Source organism: Pseudomonas sp. Pseusp10 (assembly GCF_059492225.1).
Map to the genome: position 1 here is coordinate 88,258 of NZ_CP168528.1, position 19,182 is coordinate 107,439.

At 60.2% G+C, this 19,182-nt stretch carries 15 protein-coding genes; 6 read left to right on the top strand and 9 right to left on the bottom strand.

Features of this window, described 5'->3' with window-relative positions; all coding sequences use genetic code 11:
- On the bottom strand, positions 1–2,082 hold the full coding sequence (locus ACEN8Z_RS00395; protein WP_495596438.1) for a cytochrome-c peroxidase: 2,082 nt from the start codon (positions 2,080–2,082) through the stop codon (positions 1–3).
- Positions 2,083–3,246: 1,164 nt separating this feature from the next.
- Between ACEN8Z_RS00395 and ACEN8Z_RS00400 the strand changes: the two genes are divergently transcribed.
- Positions 3,247–5,034 (top strand): hypothetical protein, encoded by a 1,788-nt coding sequence (locus ACEN8Z_RS00400; RefSeq protein WP_495596439.1) that lies wholly within the window; start codon positions 3,247–3,249, stop codon positions 5,032–5,034.
- 79 nt (positions 5,035–5,113) lie between these two features.
- Here the strand turns inward: ACEN8Z_RS00400 and ACEN8Z_RS00405 are convergent, their stop codons facing one another.
- From ACEN8Z_RS00405 to bioB, 7 genes are all read right to left on the bottom strand, one after another.
- Positions 5,114–6,919: a phenylacyl-CoA dehydrogenase gene (locus ACEN8Z_RS00405; protein WP_108231649.1), complete on the bottom strand. Its 1,806-nt coding sequence runs from the start codon at positions 6,917–6,919 to the stop codon at positions 5,114–5,116.
- A 277-nt stretch (positions 6,920–7,196) separates the two neighbouring features.
- Entirely contained in the window at positions 7,197–7,493 is a 297-nt protein-coding gene (locus tag ACEN8Z_RS00410) for a pyrroloquinoline quinone biosynthesis protein PqqE (RefSeq protein ID WP_495596440.1), read from the bottom strand.
- 123 nt (positions 7,494–7,616) lie between these two features.
- The gene (gene bioD / locus ACEN8Z_RS00415) at positions 7,617–8,297 is read right to left on the bottom strand and encodes a dethiobiotin synthase (RefSeq protein ID WP_008000737.1); all 681 of its coding nucleotides are present in this window, start codon (positions 8,295–8,297) and stop codon (positions 7,617–7,619) included.
- Complete coding sequence (gene bioC, locus ACEN8Z_RS00420) at positions 8,294–9,106, bottom strand: malonyl-ACP O-methyltransferase BioC (RefSeq protein ID WP_008000736.1); 813 nt, start codon at positions 9,104–9,106, stop codon at positions 8,294–8,296. Before bioC ends, bioD begins: the two co-directional genes overlap by 4 nt.
- Entirely contained in the window at positions 9,099–9,830 is a 732-nt protein-coding gene (locus tag ACEN8Z_RS00425) for an alpha/beta fold hydrolase (RefSeq protein ID WP_495596441.1), read from the bottom strand. The genes bioC and ACEN8Z_RS00425 overlap by 8 nt, the downstream gene beginning before the upstream one ends.
- Positions 9,823–11,001, bottom strand: coding sequence for an 8-amino-7-oxononanoate synthase (gene bioF, locus ACEN8Z_RS00430; RefSeq protein WP_495596442.1), 1,179 nt, complete (start codon positions 10,999–11,001; stop codon positions 9,823–9,825). Before bioF ends, ACEN8Z_RS00425 begins: the two co-directional genes overlap by 8 nt.
- A gap of 173 nt (positions 11,002–11,174) precedes the next feature.
- A complete protein-coding gene (gene bioB / locus ACEN8Z_RS00435) occupies positions 11,175–12,230 on the bottom strand; it encodes a biotin synthase BioB (protein ID WP_495596443.1) in 1,056 nt (351 codons plus the stop codon).
- A 92-nt stretch (positions 12,231–12,322) separates the two neighbouring features.
- Here bioB and ACEN8Z_RS00440 point away from each other — a divergent pair, with 92 nt between their 5' ends.
- The 5 genes from ACEN8Z_RS00440 (at position 12,323) to rarD (ending at position 18,135) form a co-directional block, all read left to right on the top strand.
- Positions 12,323–13,063 carry a ComFC family protein gene (locus ACEN8Z_RS00440; RefSeq protein ID WP_495596444.1) on the top strand — a complete coding sequence of 247 codons (741 nt, stop codon included), beginning with the start codon at positions 12,323–12,325 and terminating at the stop codon, positions 13,061–13,063.
- Between the two features lie 63 nt (positions 13,064–13,126).
- Complete coding sequence (locus ACEN8Z_RS00445) at positions 13,127–13,891, top strand: TOBE domain-containing protein (protein ID WP_495596445.1); 765 nt, start codon at positions 13,127–13,129, stop codon at positions 13,889–13,891.
- Between the two features lie 66 nt (positions 13,892–13,957).
- On the top strand, positions 13,958–15,859 hold the full coding sequence (locus ACEN8Z_RS00450) for a PhoX family protein (protein WP_495596446.1): 1,902 nt from the start codon (positions 13,958–13,960) through the stop codon (positions 15,857–15,859).
- Between the two features lie 197 nt (positions 15,860–16,056).
- Positions 16,057–17,031: a serine/threonine protein kinase gene (locus ACEN8Z_RS00455; protein WP_007981417.1), complete on the top strand. Its 975-nt coding sequence runs from the start codon at positions 16,057–16,059 to the stop codon at positions 17,029–17,031.
- A 216-nt stretch (positions 17,032–17,247) separates the two neighbouring features.
- Positions 17,248–18,135, top strand: coding sequence for an EamA family transporter RarD (gene rarD, locus ACEN8Z_RS00460; RefSeq protein WP_116261409.1), 888 nt, complete (start codon positions 17,248–17,250; stop codon positions 18,133–18,135).
- 215 nt (positions 18,136–18,350) lie between these two features.
- On the opposite strand, the gene ACEN8Z_RS00465 is transcribed toward rarD, so the two are convergent.
- Positions 18,351–18,869, bottom strand: a complete 519-nt coding sequence (locus tag ACEN8Z_RS00465; protein ID WP_495596447.1) for a glycine cleavage system transcriptional repressor — start codon at positions 18,867–18,869, stop codon at positions 18,351–18,353.
- Between the last annotated feature and the right edge of the window lie 313 nt (positions 18,870–19,182).

Genomic DNA, 19,182 nt, shown 5'->3' on the forward strand with positions numbered 1-19,182 from the left:
TTACAGGTCGTTGTTGAACGGTTGCAGCGGCCCTTCCAGACGTGTGCGACCTTCGGCACCGACTGGTCTGAGCTCGATTTCGGCATCCTTCGCCTGCCGGGAAGTAATCTTCGGACTGGCCGGTTTTTGCCCGACGGAGTTTTCATCACCCTTTTCGCCCTGTGGCAGCACCAGCGACGGATGGTCAAACGGTGCCCGTTCCCACGCGACCCGAGGATCGGTCAGCCCGACTTCCATGAACTTGACCAGCGCATCCACTTCATCCGGGGTCAGGTTCAGCCGGGTCATGTCCGGATCAAGATTGGAGCCGTTGTGCTGATTGACTGCCGGGTGTTCGAATCCGCTGGTGTTGCTCGCATCTTCACCACGCCGGTCGCCGCCGCGGTTGTAGAACTCCATGACCTGTTGCAGCGTTGCGCGACTGCCGTTATGGAAGTACGGCCCGGTCAACGCGATGTTGCGCAAGGTCGGTGTCTTGAAGGCGCCATCGACCGCGTCGCGGAAATCGACATTGGGCTTGAGCGTCGCATCACAAGGGATGGCTGGGCTCAAACGCGCTTCGAAGGTGCACACATCGACATCCAGCGGGTCAGGGATCGCGCCGCCCTTCAGTACGGTGTTGTACTGACGAGTGAAAGACAACGGATTACCCCAGGCATCCGAGCCACCGAGTGCCAGGTCTTCCGAGGTCGGGCGCACCCCGGTGTTGTAGAAGCCGTTGTCATACAGCGTGGTCAGGTTGTCGGCCATGACCATCCGTTCAATGCGCTCACGAGGATGAAACAGCAACCGGCTGCCGGCGTTGGTCAACTCCGCGCCGCCGTGGCAACTGATGCACTTGCCCTTGCCCAGGAACAGGTTCATGCCCTGGACCTGCTGGTCGTTCATGGCCGTATGATCGCCCTGTAAATAGGCATCCAGCGGCGCCTGGTCCGAGATCAGCGTGGACTCGTACATCTGAATCGCCAGCCCGAAGAACAACGGGAAGTTTGCTTCCATCTGGGTGTATGGCGCGCCGCCCAGCGAGACCTCCTGCGTGGCATTCCACAGACGCGGCTGGAACGCGCTCTTGATCAGTTCACGGTAAGTCGGCCGATGGCCGCCGGATACCGGCCCGAGTACCGAATCGGTGGACGAGATTCGTTGCTGCTTGAGCATCAAGGTGTCGAGCATGCGCCGCCCAATGTCGGCGAAGGTACGCCCGCCGCAGGACATTTCCACCGGGCTGCCGGGCGGCCCTACTGCTTGCGAGGCGGCGGAAGCATCGTTGAGTGCCAGCCTGACTTTGGTCGCCACGCCACTGCGATCGTTTGTCACGAATATCCCCGCATCCGGGTCGCGATTGCCGAATGGAGAGAAGCCATTGAACACGTTGTTGGCCCGGCCATCCCAGAAGTTGCGCACGTTGAACGCAGCGTTGATCACCGTCGGTGCGTTACGCCCGGTGCTACGGCGCACGTTGATACCGCCCACCTGGAAAATACCGTCCGGTTGCTGAATGCACTTGTCGAACCGCGACTGATTGGGCTTGACGAAGTTAGCATCGAACACGCCTTGGGAGCCGATCACATCATCGCTTGAATAGACAATCGCCGAGTTGCGATCCAGCGGATCGGCCAGCACGTGGGTCGGGAAGTCGCTTTTCTTCAACAGGTAGTTCGGACCGCCCTTGCCACCGGACCTGGTGGTGTAGGTCGGCACGTCGCCCGGGATGTCGGAGGCGGTGAATGGCTTATTGAAGATCGACGAGACGTTCGCGTTGGTGTTCGCCTGGCCAGGGTTGATCTGGTTGGTGGTGCGGTGATCGGCACCCGCGTGGAAGTGGCAGGACGCGCAAGCGGTGGAGCCGTCACTGCCGACCTCCATGTCCCAGAACAGTGCCTTGCCCAGGAGCACTGCCGCCGAGCGATTGAGTACGTAGTCGGTCATCAGGTCGACTTTTCGCCCGCCTTCGGTTCCCGAAGGGTCGGGTGGCGTCAGGCCGTGCAGCGACTGCAGGCTGGGCACGTCCGGCACGGCCGGAACGACCGGATCTGCGGCCTGGACATTCATGACGGGCAGGCCAATGGCGAACAGTGTCATCACCATCGCACGGGGTAAACAGGTAGTTCGGAAGGAGCTCAAATACTTCAACATGACGATGTTCCCGATTCAGTACGGAGTAGTCAGGCTCCGCGGTTGCCCTGTTGCGAGTTGAGTTCATCGCCATGAATTTTGCTGCCCGCTCGAGTAACCACATCAACTTGAAGTTGCATGGGCAACGCGAGACCTGACTGGCAAAGCACTCTCGTGGCCCAGGCCTTTTTAAAAAATGATATTTCGCGCTACTGGGTAGCGCTTGATGCAACTCTAGCCGCAACAAAATATTACAACATGAAATTTTCAACATTTTTCTAATTTAAGCCAAATCAAGAATTCCTACTAATAACAGTAACTGCGCACTATTCCTCAGTTCTGGTTAAACTTCACCCATCATTGGGTGTCATTCCCCAAACAGCTCGCACCAGGCGATCACCAACGACATCTAAACGCCAGATCTTAAAGGATATAACGCCACCAGACTGCGTTTTCTTTGAAGCTGGCAGAGTATTTGCTATTCCAAACACCGCGGTGTAACTGGCACTTTAAAATACTCCTGAAAATCCGCATCGCCAGCCAATAGAAACATCCACCAGACATATAAAACCCATTCGTGCGCAAGTTGCACTGCGCTAGCTATTGTCTTTTTTATTTACACCCCCATACAAGATTATTTTCTCGACACTCTCTTCAGCCCCCTCTCGCACACCTACGACCTTAGTAGTATTTAATAGACAACACTTCTCAACTACTACTAATGGAGACACACTTACCTAAAGTTTTCACAGAGCTCCAGACTTGGGCATATATCCCCACCCACTTTGGTGTTAACCACATAACATATAACTATGTGTATATCACCAACTTCAGCGCAGCCCGCATTTTTGCTGGCAAACAAGCGATTAGGCCAATCAGGCACGACTACTGCTATGTACCCCTCAGGCTCAAGGAAATGTCTCTCGCGCTTGCGTCCCTAACCGGCCAACGCAACGCAGGTGAAAGCATCCGAACGGCAAGCGTCGACCGTACACAGACACTTATCCCGCAGGATCGAGCCCCAATTCGACACTCACGGCTTTGCGTTTTTCTTGCGCAGGATTCAGCGCATCAGCAGATCCGCGATCTCGATCGGCCGGCAATTGGTCCTGCAAGATTCTGGAGTGAGCCATGAGCTTATCTTTGTACGAAAAAACGCTCGCCATAGCGCTGCTGCCTCACAAGCGATTCAACGGCATCTTCAGTCGCCATGCTCTGCTCGCCAGTGCCGTCGCTATCGCACTGGCCATCGGTGGTGGTGGAGATGCATTTGCCAAAAACGGAGCTGGCGGTGGCGGTGGAGGCGGAGGTGGTGGCGGGACTGCCAAGCCCCCGGGGTTGCCCTCGCCCTTCACGACACCCACACTGCCCGATCCGATTTTTACAAACCCGAATGCGATTCATGGGTTTGACGTTACGGGCTTTATCCAAAACATGACTCTGGACACCACCAATGCGAATTGCCCCAATACCAGCGACCCGGGCCGCTTTGGGGGGACCGTCCAGTTGAACGGCGTCACGATTGTTGTCCCTTGCAACACCGTCATGCAGATGCCGGCCAACACCCTGACCTGGGCCGACTTCGTCAGGGGTGGAACCCTGGCGCTCGGAAAATCACCGGCGGCCTATCCCTCGTTCGAGATCCATGTGGTAGGCAATACCGTCTCCGACAAGCAAATCGCCGGGCTGATCTTTGTCTCCCAGCAATCAATCAACGCGGGCAGCGGTGTCATCACCCGGATCGACTACACCAACGGCAACCTCGAAGTTGACAGCGGGAACCCGACGCAACCCACGATCATTCAGATCAACGATCCGAATGGCCGATTTGGCCGCGCCCAAAGCCCAGACCCACGCTTCTCCGTCGATGATGCCAACCCGACCATCCATGCCGCCACCGGCTACCCGATGTGCGTGCCACGCACGATCTCCGGAGACGATGCGCTCTGCCCGCAGAAAAACCGGCCAAAAGTGGTCACCCCGACCACGACCAACAACTGCCGCAACTTCAGCCAGGCCGGCGTCACGCCTCCGGCCAGCGGGGAGCTCTCGGCTCCAGCGGTGGGGCAGGTCTACTGCAGCCAGTACGTCATGAAGAGATTCAGCGACGCTACACGCACGGCGACGGACCCCGACCCGACACAACAGGCACCCTTCGAAGTCGGCGACTTCATCAGCTGGTCCGGCACCCTGTTCAAGTCCGCAACAACCGGGGCCCCGGACTTCATCTCTGCACACACGATCGAGGCGAATGTCGGGATCTACACTCAGCCGGGTTCGCAGCCCAGCTACCTGGCTATCGGGGAATTTGGCATCGGTACGGCCGACCCGGCCGCAACGGCCATCAACGGAGTAGCCCAGGAGGCGCAGGACCGGATTTTCCTTGAAGCTTCGACCACTGACATCAAGACCCCGGTCGACATCTATCTGATTGATGTCAACCCATCGACGGGCGTGCAAACCAACCGCTGGATTACACCCTATGAGATGACAGGTGAGTGCAACCCTGGGCTGGGCCTTGCGGCCAGTTGCCTGGGAGCCTCGGGTGGTATCACCACACAGAACACTGGTCCTCAGCCACAACGCGCCAGACTACGCGCGACCAAAGCGCCCACTGGGCTACTTAGCCAGCCGACACGTACCTTGCGCGTCGTTGCGCGGTCACTTTGCGTTCCACAGCAAAGCTTGTCCCAGGCCGGCGTGGACGGTTGCATCCAGAATGCGGGCAGGCTGACCGTCGCCAATGGACTGATTGCCGGACAGTATGTGGCGCCAGTGTTCGAGTTCATCTTTCCGGAAGGCGTCAAGCCTGGCGATCCCGTTGTCCCGAACGACTTCTGGCACCTGCCGTTCATACGTAATGGCGAAGGCGTGACCACTCCGACTGGCGTCGGACCTCTGGACCCGACGCCATGGTGAGCAAGGCCTGACAACAGCGCAAAAAAAAACCGCCGCTCCCGGAGGAAGCGGCGGTTTTTTTTTGAGGCCCCCCTAAGGCTTAGTAGCCCAGGTCGAAGTTCTCTTCTTTCATGTCCATCAGGTTGTTGGCGCCCGACAGCATGGTTGCAACGTGAGTGCGGGTACGCGGCAGGATGCGCTGGAAGTAGAAGCGCGCAGTCTGCAGCTTGGCGGTGTAGAAGGCCTCTTCGGACGTGCCGGCAGCCAGTTTCTCGGCAGCCAGACGCGCCATGTCAGCCCAGAAGTAGGCCAGGCAGGCGTAACCGGAGTACATCAGGTAGTCCACGGAGGCCGCGCCGACTTCTTCGCGATCTTTCATGGCGGCCATACCGACCTTCATGGTCAGCTCGCCCCATTCCTTGTTCAGTGCAGCCAGCGGAGCGACGAACTCTTGAACCGCTTCGTTGCCTTCGTTGGTCTGGCAGAACTTGTGGACGATCTTGGTGAAGCCTTTCAGAGCCTCGCCTTGGGTCATCAGCACTTTACGGCCCAGCAGGTCGAGTGCCTGGATTCCGGTGGTGCCTTCGTACAGCATCGAGATGCGGCTGTCGCGAACGTTCTGCTCCATGCCCCACTCGGCGATGAAGCCGTGGCCGCCATAGATCTGCACGCCGTGGTTGGCCGATTCAAAACCGACTTCGGTCATGAAGGCTTTGGCAATCGGAGTCATGAAAGCCAGCAGTGCGTCGGCTTTCTTCTTCGCCTCGGAGTCCACGCCGTATTTGACGATGTCGACCTGCTTGGCGGTGAAGTAAACCATTGCACGGTTGCCTTCGGCGAATGCCTTCATGGTCAACAGCATGCGACGTACGTCAGGGTGCACGATGATCGGGTCAGCGGCTTTGTCCGGCGCTTTCGGGCCAGTCAGCGAGCGCATTTGCAGACGGTCGCGAGCGTACTTCAGGCCGCCCTGGAAACCCACTTCGGCGTGGGCCAGGCCTTGCAGCGCGGTACCCAGACGTGCGGTGTTCATGAAGGTGAACATGCAGTTCAGGCCCTTGTTCGCCGGGCCGATCAGGAAACCGGTGGCGCCGTCGAAGTTCATCACGCAGGTGGCGTTGCCGTGGATGCCCATCTTGTGTTCCAGGGAACCGCAGGACACGGCGTTACGCGCGCCAACCGAACCATCGGCGTTCGGCATGAACTTCGGCACGATGAACAGGGAAATGCCTTTGGTGCCAGCCGGTGCATCCGGCAGGCGGGCCAGTACGATGTGGACGATGTTGTCGGCCATGTCGTGTTCACCGGCCGAGATGAAAATCTTGGTGCCGGAAACCTTGTAGGAACCGTCGGCCTGAGGCTCGGCCTTGGTGCGCAGCATGCCCAGGTCGGTGCCGCAGTGCGGCTCGGTCAGGCACATGGTGCCGGTCCATTCGCCGGAAACCAGCTTGGTCAGGTAGGCCTCTTGCTGCTCAGGGGTACCGTGCTCGGAGATGGTGTTCATCGCACCGTGCGACAGGCCCGGGTACATGCCCCACGACCAGTTGGATTCACCGACCATTTCGCTGATCGCCAGACCCAGGGACTCCGGCAGGCCCTGGCCGCCGTGCTCTACGTCGTGGGCCAAGCTTGGCCAGCCGCCTTCGACGAACTGCTTGTAGGCTTCCTTGAAGCCAGTCGGGGTCTTGACGCCGGACTCGCTCCAGGTGCAACCCTCGATGTCACCCACACGGTTCAGCGGAGCCAGTACCTGCTCACAAAACTTGGCGCCTTCCTCGAGAATGGCGTCAACCATGTCCGGAGTTGCGTCGGCACAAGCCGGAAGGCTCTGATAGTGCGCTTCGTAGCCGAGCAGTTCGTCACGAACGAAGCGAATATCACGCAAGGGGGCCTTGTAGTCAGGCATAGCGATAAACCTCTGCTGATGTAACCGGGAATGAACGACCGCATTGATTTGTTGTTGCGATCAAACAGTTGTTTGAAACATACGTTTACGCCGAAATCTTGTCAAGCGTCGATCTTTTGCCGTTCGTCATCGCAGGATCGGACACACAGGCACACGACAACGCAGCTGCGCTTTCAAGGCAGCCCGCCGCACAGAAAAGATTAGTTGAGCAAGAAAGACTTACGCAGAAAAACGCCGCGAACAGGCGCGGCGTTGAGGGTGCGGTATCAGCGAGGAATCAAGCGTAGGTATCGATCAATGTTCCGAGCACTTCATCGGCTGCCTTGGCGACTTTCACGCCCTGCTCTGCCTGAATCTTGCCTTGGGCCATTTCGACCACATTGCTGACCAGGTCCGATTGCTGGCTGCGATCAACCGACCGCAGACGATCGACCTGCGCCTCGGAAGACTGGCTGGTGACCGAACGCTCGATCGTGGCGTTGGCGATCTGCCCGGCGGCTTGATCGACGCGGTTCTGCCCTGCCTGAAGGGTGCTCAGACCGGCATAAAAAGCGGTGCTTCCTGAGATTTCCAAGGGAGAACTCGTCCTTTCAATGGATCAACAGTGGCCATTGAAGCAGAGTGGCCGGCAAAACACCCGACAAAAGCACTAATGGCATAGTGCCTTGTCATAGGCAAAGCCCGCATTGCGAAAACTTCAGTCCAACAGGTCCAGTTGCAAGTGCTCGGCCACTGCTTCGGCCGTAACGGCCTTGAGTTTAGGCACACGCCCCAGGCACGGCGCCGGGAGGCGCTCGGCAAGGGTGGCCAGGTTTTCTTCCAGCCGCGATGTTTTCGGGTCGATGATGTTGGCCACCCATCCCGCCAGTTGCAAACCATCCCGGGCAATCGCTTCGGCGGTCAACAAGGCATGGCTGATACACCCCAGCCGCACGCCGACCACCAGGATCACTGGTAACTGCAACGCGATGGCGAGGTCCGACAGATTGTCCTGATCCGCCAGCGGTACGCGCCAGCCGCCGGCACCTTCGATCAGGGTGAAGTCCGCCTGCAGGCCCAGAATCTGCCGCATCGGCGCCAGCAACGACTGCACCGTCAGCGCCACGCCCGCCTCTCGCGCCGCCAGATGCGGGGCAATGGCCGGCTCGAAGGCCACCGGATTGACCTGTGCATATGTCAGCGGCAGCGAACACTCCGCCAGCAACGCCAGCGCATCGGCGTTGCGCAAGCCTTTGGGCGTCACATCGCAACCGGAAGCGACAGGCTTGCCCGCCGCCGTGCTCAAACCCGCCGAACGCGCCGCATGCAGCAGGCCAGCAGCGACCGTGGTTTTACCGACATCGGTATCCGTGCCGGCGATGAAATAGGCTGCACTCATAAGGGCTTCTCCAAAACGGCGTACACCACTTGATAAGTCGCCGGCAGGCCCTGGACCTGACGAAACTGCTCGTAAGCCTCGATCAGCCCCAGAATCCGTGCCCGGCCGGTCAAGCCACCCGGCCGCCCGGGATTGAGATTGTGCGCACCCAACGCCTTGAGTTCATGGGTCAGGCTGCGCACATCCGGGTAATGCAGCACGTGTGGAAGGTTTTGCAGACTGAGCATCCTCAAGCCGCTGGCCGCACACAACTGCTGATAAACACCAAACTCCCGGAAGCGGTTGACGTGCACCATGCCATCGACCTGCCGCCAGCTGTCGCGCAATTCAAACAACGTCCCTGCACAAAGACTAGCAAACGCGAAAATACCGCCCGGTTTCAACACTCGAAAAGCTTCACTGAGCACCGAGTCGAAGTCGGCGCACCACTGCACCGCCAGGCTGGAGAAGATCAGGTCGCAGGTCGAATCCTGCAGTGGCAAACGCTCGGCATCGCCGGCCACGAAGTGCGTGGCACCGCCCAATGGCCGGGCGTGATTGAGCATGCCCTCGGCGATATCCAGCGCCACACCGTGACTGCCCGGAAATTGCTCACCCAAGGCACGACTGAAATGCCCGGTGCCGCAGCCCAGATCCAGCCAACGCTGCGGTACAAAATCGCGCGGCAAGCGCCCGAGCAATTGGCTGCCCACATCACGTTGCAACTCGGCCACGCTGTCGTAGCTCTGCGCCGCGCGGGAGAATGATGCAGCTACCTGGCGCTTGTCGGGCAAGCCGCCGGGCAGGTTGGGAAAGGATAGATCAGTCATCGCCGGACTCATGCAAAAAGGCCTGGATCGCCCCCGCCACACCGTGGGGATCCTCCAGGAGAAACGCGTGGCTGGCCTGTTCAATCAGACCGATTTCGACATCTGGCAGCAATGCCAACAACTCGCCTGCCGCTTGCGCCGGCACCAGCCCGTCGAGGCCAGCGAACAGATGCAATTGCGGACCGCGGAACGATTGCAGTGCCTGTCGTGTATCCAGTTGCGCAAGCACTTGCAGACCACTCAGCAGCACTGGCGCGGCGGTATTCGGCGCGCCACCGAGCAACAACCGCGACAAGCCACGCGGGTCTTCGGCGCCTTGGGCGCAGAGCAGTGAAAAACGTTTCAACGTCGCGCGCGGATCGGCTCCACATCCCGCCAGAAACGCATCGAAGGTTTCCCCGGACATGGCGTTTGACCATTGTTCATGCGCGACAAAAGAAGCGTTGCTGGCCAGGGTGAACAGACCACAGCAGCGATCGCCACGCCGGGCCGCCAGTTCGCAGGCGAGCATGCCGCCCAATGACCAACCGCCAAGCCAGGCGTCTTGCGACAATGTCGAATCAAGCTCTTCGAGCCACTCTTCAGGATCGCTCGAGTCCAGCTCCGGCAACGGCTCGATCTCGACGTGCAGGTGTTCATCCAGGCCGCGCAAGGCCGCCGCCAAAGGCTCCAGCGGTGAAACACCAAGGCCCCAGCCGGGCAGCAGAATCAGTCGATCACGCATGCTTCGGCTCCGGTCCCAGTTGTTGAAAACAATCGGCCAGTCCATTTAACAATAGCTGTACCTGGGCCTCGCTGTGGGCAGCACTGAGCGTGACCCGCAGTCGGGCACTGCCGGCGGGTACGGTGGGCGGGCGAATCGCGGTCACCATCAACCCGCGCTCGCGCAGCATTTGCGAAAGGCGTACCGCACGCCCGGCATCGCCGATCATGATCGGCTGGATCGGCGTGAAGCTGTCCATGAGTTCCAGGCCAATCTGTTCGGCACCGTGGCGGAACTGGCGGATCAGCATCTGCAAATGCTCGCGGCGCCAGTGTTCACTGCGCAGCAATTCCAGGCTTTTCAACGTGGCACAGGCCAGCGCAGGTGGCTGACTGGTGGTGTAAATGTAGGGACGGGCAAACTGGATCAGACTTTCGATCAGCTCTTCGCTGCCAGCCACAAAAGCCCCCGCCGTACCGAAAGCCTTGCCGAGGGTGCCGACCAGTACGGGAACGTCATCCTGGCTCAAGCCGAAGTGTTCGACGATACCGCCACCGTTGGCACCCAGCGGTCCAAAACCATGGGCATCGTCGACCATCAACCAGGCGCCTTTGGCCTTGGCTTCTCGGGCCAGCGCTGGCAAGTCGGCGATATCGCCGTCCATGCTGAACACGCCGTCGGTGACGACCAGCGTATTGCCGGTGGCTTTTTCCAGGCGCTTGGCCAGGCTCACCGGGTCGTTGTGCAGATAGCGGTTGAACCGCGCGCCGGACAACAGCCCCGCGTCGAGCAGAGACGCATGATTGAGCCGGTCTTCGAGCACCGTATCACCCTGCCCCACCAGCGCCGTGACCGCGCCGAGGTTGGCCATGTAACCGGTGGTGAACAGCAGCGCGCGCGGGCGACCGGTCAGGTCGGCCAACGCTTCTTCCAGGGCATGGTGCGGGGCGCTATGGCCGATGACCAGATGTGATGCCCCTCCACCCACACCCCACTTCGACGCGCCAGCACGCCAGGCTTCGATCACTTGCGGATGATTGGCCAGGCCCAGGTAATCGTTATTACAGAACGCCAGCAACGGCTGGCCATCGACCACCACTTGCGGCCCCTGCGGGCTTTCAAGCAGCGGGCGCTGGCGATAGAGATTTTCGGCACGACGGGCAGCAAGGCGTGCGGCGAGATCGAAAGACATGCAGGCCTCGAAGTTCAGATCACAGAAATCAAAATGAATGCGATCCCTGTGGGAGCGAGCTTGCTCGCGATGGCGGCTTCACATTCAACATTGATGTCGACGGACCTGACGCTATCGCGAGCAAGCTCGCTCCCACGGGGGTTTTGCATTCATTCAGTGGACGCAGTGGTTGCTCAAACCGCCGCGTTATAGAACTGCTCGCTGCTCTTCTGCTCCACCAGCGCCTGTTCGATCGCTGCCTGATGCACCTCGTCGGCGTGCTCTTCGCGGGCTTCCGGCAGGATGCCCAGACGCGAGAACAGTTGCATGTCCTTGTCGGCCTGCGGGTTGGCGGTGGTCAGCAGTTTTTCACCGTAGAAAATCGAGTTGGCACCGGCGAAGAACGCCAGGGCCTGCATCTGTTCGTTCATGGCTTCGCGGCCGGCGGACAGGCGCACGTGGGATTGCGGCATCAGGATGCGCGCGACCGCGAGCATGCGGATGAAATCGAACGGGTCGACGTCGTCGGCATTTTCCAGCGGCGTACCGGCGACTTTCACCAGCATGTTGATCGGCACCGACTCCGGGTGCTCCGGCAGGTTGGCCAGCTGGATCAGCAGATTGGCGCGGTCGTCCAGCGACTCGCCCATGCCGAGAATGCCACCGGAGCAGATCTTCATCCCCGAGTCACGCACATACGCCAGGGTTTGCAGGCGCTCGCTGTAGGTGCGGGTGGTGATGATGCTGCCGTAGAACTCCGGCGAGGTATCGAGGTTGTGGTTGTAGTAGTCGAGGCCGGCCTTGGCCAGCGCTTCGGTCTGCTCCTGATCCAGGCGACCGAGGGTCATGCAGGTTTCCAGGCCCAGGGCCTTCACGCCTTCGACCATCTTCAGTACGTAGGGCATGTCCTTGGCCGACGGGTGTTTCCACGCCGCGCCCATGCAGAAGCGGGTCGAACCGATGGCTTTGGCGCGAGTGGCCTCTTCGAGAACCTTCTGCACTTCCATCAGTTTTTCTTTTTCCAGGCCGGTGTTGTAGTGACCGGACTGCGGACAATATTTGCAATCTTCCGGGCAGGCGCCGGTTTTGATCGACAGCAGGGTCGACACCTGGACGCGGTTGGCGTCGAAATGCGCACGGTGCACCGTCTGCGCCTGGAACAGCAGGTCATTGAATGGTTGAACGAAGAGTGCTTTGACTTCGGCCAAAGTCCAGTCATGACGCAGGGTTGCAGTGGTGCTGGCACTCATGGGCGTTTCCTTTGAATTATGCTTTGGCTGGCGGCTGGTAATGGAATTTCACAGCCGCTTCACAGATGTTTCGGCATATTTAAGGAAGAGCGATGCGCTGTCAACCACGATACAAAGGACCGGTTTACATCTGGTTAAAAAACAAACAATCATGCTTGTTGTGCGATGAAACGGCCGACGGCATCCCTCCTGTCTGCACAGCCTGCGAAATCGAGTTGCCCTGGCTCGGCGATCACTGCCAGACCTGCGCCCTGCCGCTCCCGGCCGCGGGCCTGACCTGCGGCCATTGTCTGAAGCAGCCACCGGCCTTCGAACAAGTAATTGCACCCTGGACCTACAGCTTTCCCGTAGACAGCCTGATCACCCGCTTCAAACACAACGCAAAGTGGCCATTTGGCCGCCTGCTCGCCGAACTTCTTGCTCAATACCTGCAACATCGCTTCGAAGACGATCTGCTGCGACCTCATGCGCTGATCCCGGTGCCGCTGGCCAACCGACGCCTGCGCCAGCGCGGATTCAACCAGGCGGCGATGCTGGCTCACTGGTTGAGTACCAGTCTTGATATTCCTTGTGACGAACGATTGCTACTACGAACCCAGGACACCGACGCCCAACAGGCCTTGAACGCCGAAGCCCGCCGAAACAACCTGCGCAATGCTTTCGCCCTGGCGCCAGGCGCGGTCGTCAATGGCCGGCACCTGGCCCTGATCGACGACGTTCTGACCACCGGCGCCACGGCCCAGGCCCTGGCTCGCCTGCTGATAGAGGCCGGTGCGGCGAGGGTCGACGTCTATTGCCTGGCCCGCACGCCAAAACCCGGCGAGACACTCTGACTTGACTCACGCGGCCCAAGCGGCCAACGTCCTCACCATCGTCACCACCCAAAGCGACTTGCCATGTCTTTGCCAACCTTGCTGTCCCAGCACATTGTCCGCCGTCCGCAGCGCATCGCCCTGCTGCAGCACATCGCCGAACAAGGCTCGATCACCCGCGCGGCAAAAAGCGCGGGCCTGAGCTACAAAGCTGCCTGGGATGCGATCGATGAGCTGAACAACCTGGCGCAGAAGCCGCTGGTGGAGCGGATTGTCGGCGGCAAGGGCGGCGGCGGTGCGCGCCTGTCCAACGAAGGTGAGCGGGTGTTGCGCCTGTACCAGAAGCTGCAAGCCTTGCAGGCCCAGGTACTGGAAGCTGCTGAAGACGCGAGCGACCTCGACCTGCTCGGGCGTCTGATGCTGCGTACCAGCGCGCGCAACCAGTTGCACGGCAAGGTGGCGGCGATCGAACCTCAGGGGCGCAACGACCTGATTCGCCTCGAAGTCGCCGAAGGCGTGATCGTCGACGCGCAGATCACCCACGACAGCACCGAGCGCCTGGAGCTGCAAATCGGCACCGAAGTCGTGGCATTGATCAAGGCCGGCTGGCTCGATGTGCTGGAAATCGATTCAGCCGAAACGCCGGGAAACAATTGCTTCAGTGGCACCATCGAGAAGATTCTCGACGCAGACGATGGCCCCAGCGAAGTGCGCATCACCCTGCCCAACGGCCTGACGCTCTGCGCCCTGGACGAACCGAGTCATTTGCAAGCGTTGGGGCTGACGGGCGGCAAGCCGGTGCGCGTGGAGTTTTCGCCGTCCAGGGTACTGCTGGGCACGCCGCTTTAAGCAAAACTGCAACAAAAGGTTCATTACTCACCATTAAGGTGTCTGCAAAACCGCAGGGAGCCTGAAATGAGCCTATTAGAAGAAAACCAGTCCACCGACCTCGAAACCATGGTCGGCCTCAGTCGTCGCAGCTTCATCAGCGCAGGTGCCCTGTGCGGCGCGGCGATGTTCCTCGGCGGCAACCTGCTGAGCCGCAGCGTGATGGCAGCCAGCGTCAGCGCCGGTAACAGCCAGTTGTTGGGTTTCGACAGTATTGCCGCCGCCACCAGCGACACCATCACCCTGCCACCGGGCTACAAGTCCTCGGTGCTGATCAGCTGGGGCCAGCCCCTGCACAAGGACGGCCCGGCGTTCGACCCGAGCGGCAACGGCAGCGCCGAGCATCAGGAAGCCCAGTTCGGCGACAACAACGACGGCATGAGCCTGTTCGAATTTCCGGGCGAAAAAGACCGGGCGCTGATGGCGATCAACAACGAATACACTAACTACCGCTACCTCTACGCCCACGGCGGCATGCCGCAATCGGCAGAGGAAGTGCGCAAGGCACTGGCCTGCGAAGGTGTGTCGGTAATTGAAGTGCAACGCAAGAACGGCCACTGGCAGTTCGTCCAGGGCTCGCGCTACAACCGCCGCATTCACGGCAACGCACCGATCAGCCTGAGCGGCCCGGCCGCCGGACATGCCCTGCTGAAAACCGCCGCCGATCCCCACGGCAAGAACGTTCTCGGCACCTTCCAGAACTGCGCCAACGGCAAGACGCCGTGGGGCACCTATTTGACCTGTGAAGAGAACTTCACCGACTGCTTCGGCAGCAGCAACGCCGAGCAGAAATTCGACCCGGCGCAAAAACGCTACGGCGCGGTGGTGACCAGCAAAGAAATCAACTGGCATCAACACGACGAGCGCTTCGACCTGGCCAAGAACCCCAACGAACTCAACCGTCACGGCTGGGTGGTGGAAATCGATCCATTCGATCCGCAGTCGACGCCGGTCAAACGCACGGCCCTCGGCCGCTTCAAACACGAAAACGCCGCCCTGGCCGAAACCGGCGATGGCCATGCCGTGGTGTACATGGGCGACGACGAGCGCGGCGAGTTCATCTACAAATTCGTCAGCCGCGACAAGATCGACCACAAGAACCCCAAGGCCAACCGCGACATTCTCGACCACGGCACGCTGTACGTGGCGCGTTTCGATGCAGGCGACGGCAACGCCGATCACCCGAAAGGCCAGGGTGAATGGATCGAACTGACCCACGGCAAAAACGGCATCGACGCCAGCAGCGGCTTTGCCGATCAGGCTGAAGTGCTGATTCACGCCCGTCTCGCCGCCAGTGTGGTGAAAGCCACGCGCATGGACCGGCCGGAATGGATCGTGGTCAGCCCCAAGGATGGCCAGGTTTACTGCACGCTGACCAACAACGCCAAGCGTGGCGAAGACGGGCAACCGGTGGGCGGGCCGAACCCGCGGGAGAAGAACGTCTACGGGCAGATCCTGCGCTGGCGCACCGAGCGCGACGATCACGCCTCGCACACCTTTGCCTGGGACCTGTTTGTAGTGGCCGGCAACCCGGGCGCACATGCCGGTACGCCAAAAGCCGGGTCGTCGAACATCACACCGCAGAACATGTTCAACAGCCCGGACGGCCTGGGCTTCGACAAGGCTGGACGCCTGTGGATTCTGACCGACGGTGATGTGAGCAACGCCGGAGACTTTGCCGGCATGGGCAACAACCAGATGCTCTGTGCCGACCCGGTAACCGGCGAGATTCGCCGCTTCATGGTCGGGCCGGTGGGCTGCGAGGTGACCGGGATCAGCTTCTCGCCGGACCAGAAAACCCTGTTTGTCGGGATCCAGCACCCGGGTGAAAACGGCGGCTCGACTTTCCCTGAGCATCTGCCCAATGGCAAGCCGCGGTCTTCGGTGATGGCCATCTCGCGTGAAGATGGCGGGATCGTCGGCGCCTGACAGGCCCTCATCGCGAGCAAGCTCGCTCCCACAGGATTGGCGCTGACTTGAAATCTGCGCAGAACCTTGTGGGAGCGAGCTTGCTCGCGATAGCGTCAGCGCAATCAACGCACATCTCAAGCCTACCCCCTAAAGCCCCGCCGTCTGCGCTACCATGCCTGGCCGGACGCAGCAGCCTGCTGCGCGCAGGAGTCAGCATGGCCCACCCGTTTGAAACCCTCACACCAGACCTCGTGCTCGATGCCGTCGAAAGCATCGGCTTTCTCAGCGACGCGCGCATCCTGGCGCTCAACAGCTACGAAAACCGCGTCTATCAAGTTGGTATCGAAGACGCCGAGCCACTGATCGCCAAGTTTTACCGGCCACAACGCTGGACCAACGAAGCGATTCTGGAAGAGCACCAGTTCACCGCCGAACTCGCCGACTGCGAGGTGCCGGTCGTGGCGCCGTTGATCCACAACGGTGAAACCCTGCACGAACACAACGGTTTCCGCTTCACCCTGTTCCCCCGCCGTGGTGGCCGCGCACCGGAGCCAGGCAACCTCGATCAGCTGTATCGCCTGGGCCAGTTGCTCGGACGCCTGCATGCGGTCGGCTCGACCCGACCGTTCGAGCACCGTGAAGCGTTGGCGGTGAAAAATTTCGGCCATGACTCACTCAATACTTTGCTCGACGGCAACTTCATCCCCCGCAGCCTGCTGCCGGCCTACGAATCGGTGGCCCGCGACCTGCTCAAGCGTGTGGAAGATGCCTACAGCAACACCCCGCACCAGAACATCCGCATGCACGGTGACTGCCACCCCGGCAACATGATGTGCCGCGACGAGATGTTCCATATCGTCGATCTCGACGATTGCCGCATGGGCCCGGCGGTTCAGGACATCTGGATGATGCTCGCCGGCGATCGTCAGGATTGCCTGAGCCAGCTGTCGGAACTGATGGACGGCTACAACGAATTCCACGACTTCGACCCGCGTGAACTGGCCTTGATCGAACCGCTGCGCGCCCTGCGCCTGATGCATTACAGCGCCTGGCTCGCCCGCCGCTGGGACGATCCGGCATTCCCCCGCAGTTTTCCGTGGTTCGGCACCGAGCGTTATTGGGGGGATCAGGTGTTGGCATTGCGCGAACAACTGGCGGCGCTCAACGAAGAGCCACTAAAGCTCTTCTGATTCACCCAAATCCCCCTGTAGGAGCGAGCTTGCTCGCGAAAAACGCAAGGGCAACGCGTTCATCCAGACGCACGCGTTATCGTTGACGTCCATCGCGAGCAAGCTCGCTCCTACAGTTATCCCTGTTCACAAATACCCAACCTATTCAGTCAGGACATTCGCAGACAAATCTCCTTACAATCCCCTCTTTGTTAGCTGCCTAAGCAAGGATTCTGCATGCAAGCCGCCAACCCGCGTCGCGGGTACATTCTGGGCCTGAGTGCCTACATCATCTGGGGACTTTTCCCACTTTATTTCAAAGCCATTGCCAGCGTGCCCGCCGTGGAAATCATCATCCACCGGGTGCTGTGGTCGGCGCTGTTCGGCGCCTTGTTGCTGATGGTCTGGAAGCATCCCGGGTGGTGGCGCGAGCTGCGGGAAAACCCGCGACGGCTGGCGATCCTGGCCCTGAGCGGCGCACTGATCGCGGCCAACTGGCTGACTTACGTCTGGTCGGTGAATAACGGACGCATGCTGGAGGCCAGCCTCGGTTACTACATCAACCCGTTGGTGAACGTGTTGCTGGGCATGCTGATCCTCGGCGAACGGCTGCGGCGCATGCAATGGATTGCCGTCGGTCTGGCGGCTGTGGGTGTGGCGCAGCAGGTCTGGCAAGTCGGCAGCCTGCCGTGGGTGTCGCTGGTGTTGGCACTGACCTTCGGTTTCTATGGCTTGATTCGCAAGCAGGCGCCGGTCAAGGCACTGCCGGGGCTGGTGGTGGAAACCTGGATGCTGGTGCCGATTGCCCTCGGTTGGTTGCTGCTCAATCCGACGGCCAGCAGCGCCCAGGCCGAATTCTGGACCACCTCCGAAGCCTGGTGGCTGGTGGCTGCAGGCCCGATCACACTGGTGCCGCTGGTCTGTTTCAACGCTGCCGCACGGCATTTGCCCTACACGACACTGGGCTTTCTTCAGTACCTGGCGCCCACCCTGGTATTGCTGCAAGCGGTACTGCTGTTTGGCGAGCACCTGTCGTCCAGCACCTTGGTAGCGTTCATGTTTATCTGGGCCGGTCTGGCGATTTACAGCGTCGATGCGTGGATAAGTTTGCGCCGCCGCAGCTGATCAAAAAACGCACAAACCTCTACAGGCCACGTTTCCCGTGGCCTGCACCATTCCTTCCCAAGGTTATCCACAGCGTGATCCCCGCCGATTGTGCGCAAGTGGCTGAAACTGCTGGTTTTTTGATCAGTTTCTGGCGAGCCCCGGCCGGCGTGGCCTGGCGGGGTGTCTCTACAGGTTATCCACAGGCCGGTGCACGTTTAACCTGGATAACCTGATCAGGGTTCACTGCGCAGCACCAATTCAACCATCAGGTCGTCAGCCAGGGTCTCCAGGCGCGATTGCAGCACGTCCAGCGACAGCGTCAGCGGGACGGCAAGAATCGCTTCGGCATGGAACAACGGCTCGCTGCTCATTGGTGCCGGGCGCACTTCGGTGACCAGTCGCTCCAGGTTTACTCCCTGCTCGCTCAACAAGCGTGTGATGTCACGCACGATTCCCGGACGATCATTGCCCACCAGTTCCATGGCGATCGGCTTCCAGGTGCAGGATTGTTCGATGCTGCTTTCGGCGACCAACACGCGAATACCCTGGGTGGATAAACCCTGCAGGGCATCGACCAATTCGTCGTAGGCCTCAGCCGGCACGCCCACCCGCAGGATGCCGGCGAATTGACCGGCCATGCGCGACATGCGGCTTTCCAGCCAGTTGCCGCCGTGCTCGGCAATGCATTGGGCAATGCGCTCGACTTGCCCGGGCTTGTCCGGAGCAAAAACGGTGAGTACGAGATGGTCCATGGCGCAGCCCTCTGGTCATGTTTTTTGTTATGGAAAAACAAGTATAGGCAAGGGTTGAATCTGCGCAGACAGGTCCGGTGCCTTCGCGAGCAGGCTCGCTCCCACAATGATTGCGCGGGCCTTTGTGGGAGCGGGCTTGCTCGCGAATGCAGGTACCACCGATCCGACACGCACAACAAATCGTGTACAAGTTTTGATATTTAACTGGAACAATCCAATGGTTTTTTGAGAACATCACGCCCCCCGACGTGACCGCAATGCGTCATGGGGTCGCAGAACGACGTAATTAGTCTAATTTTCACAACCGCAATTC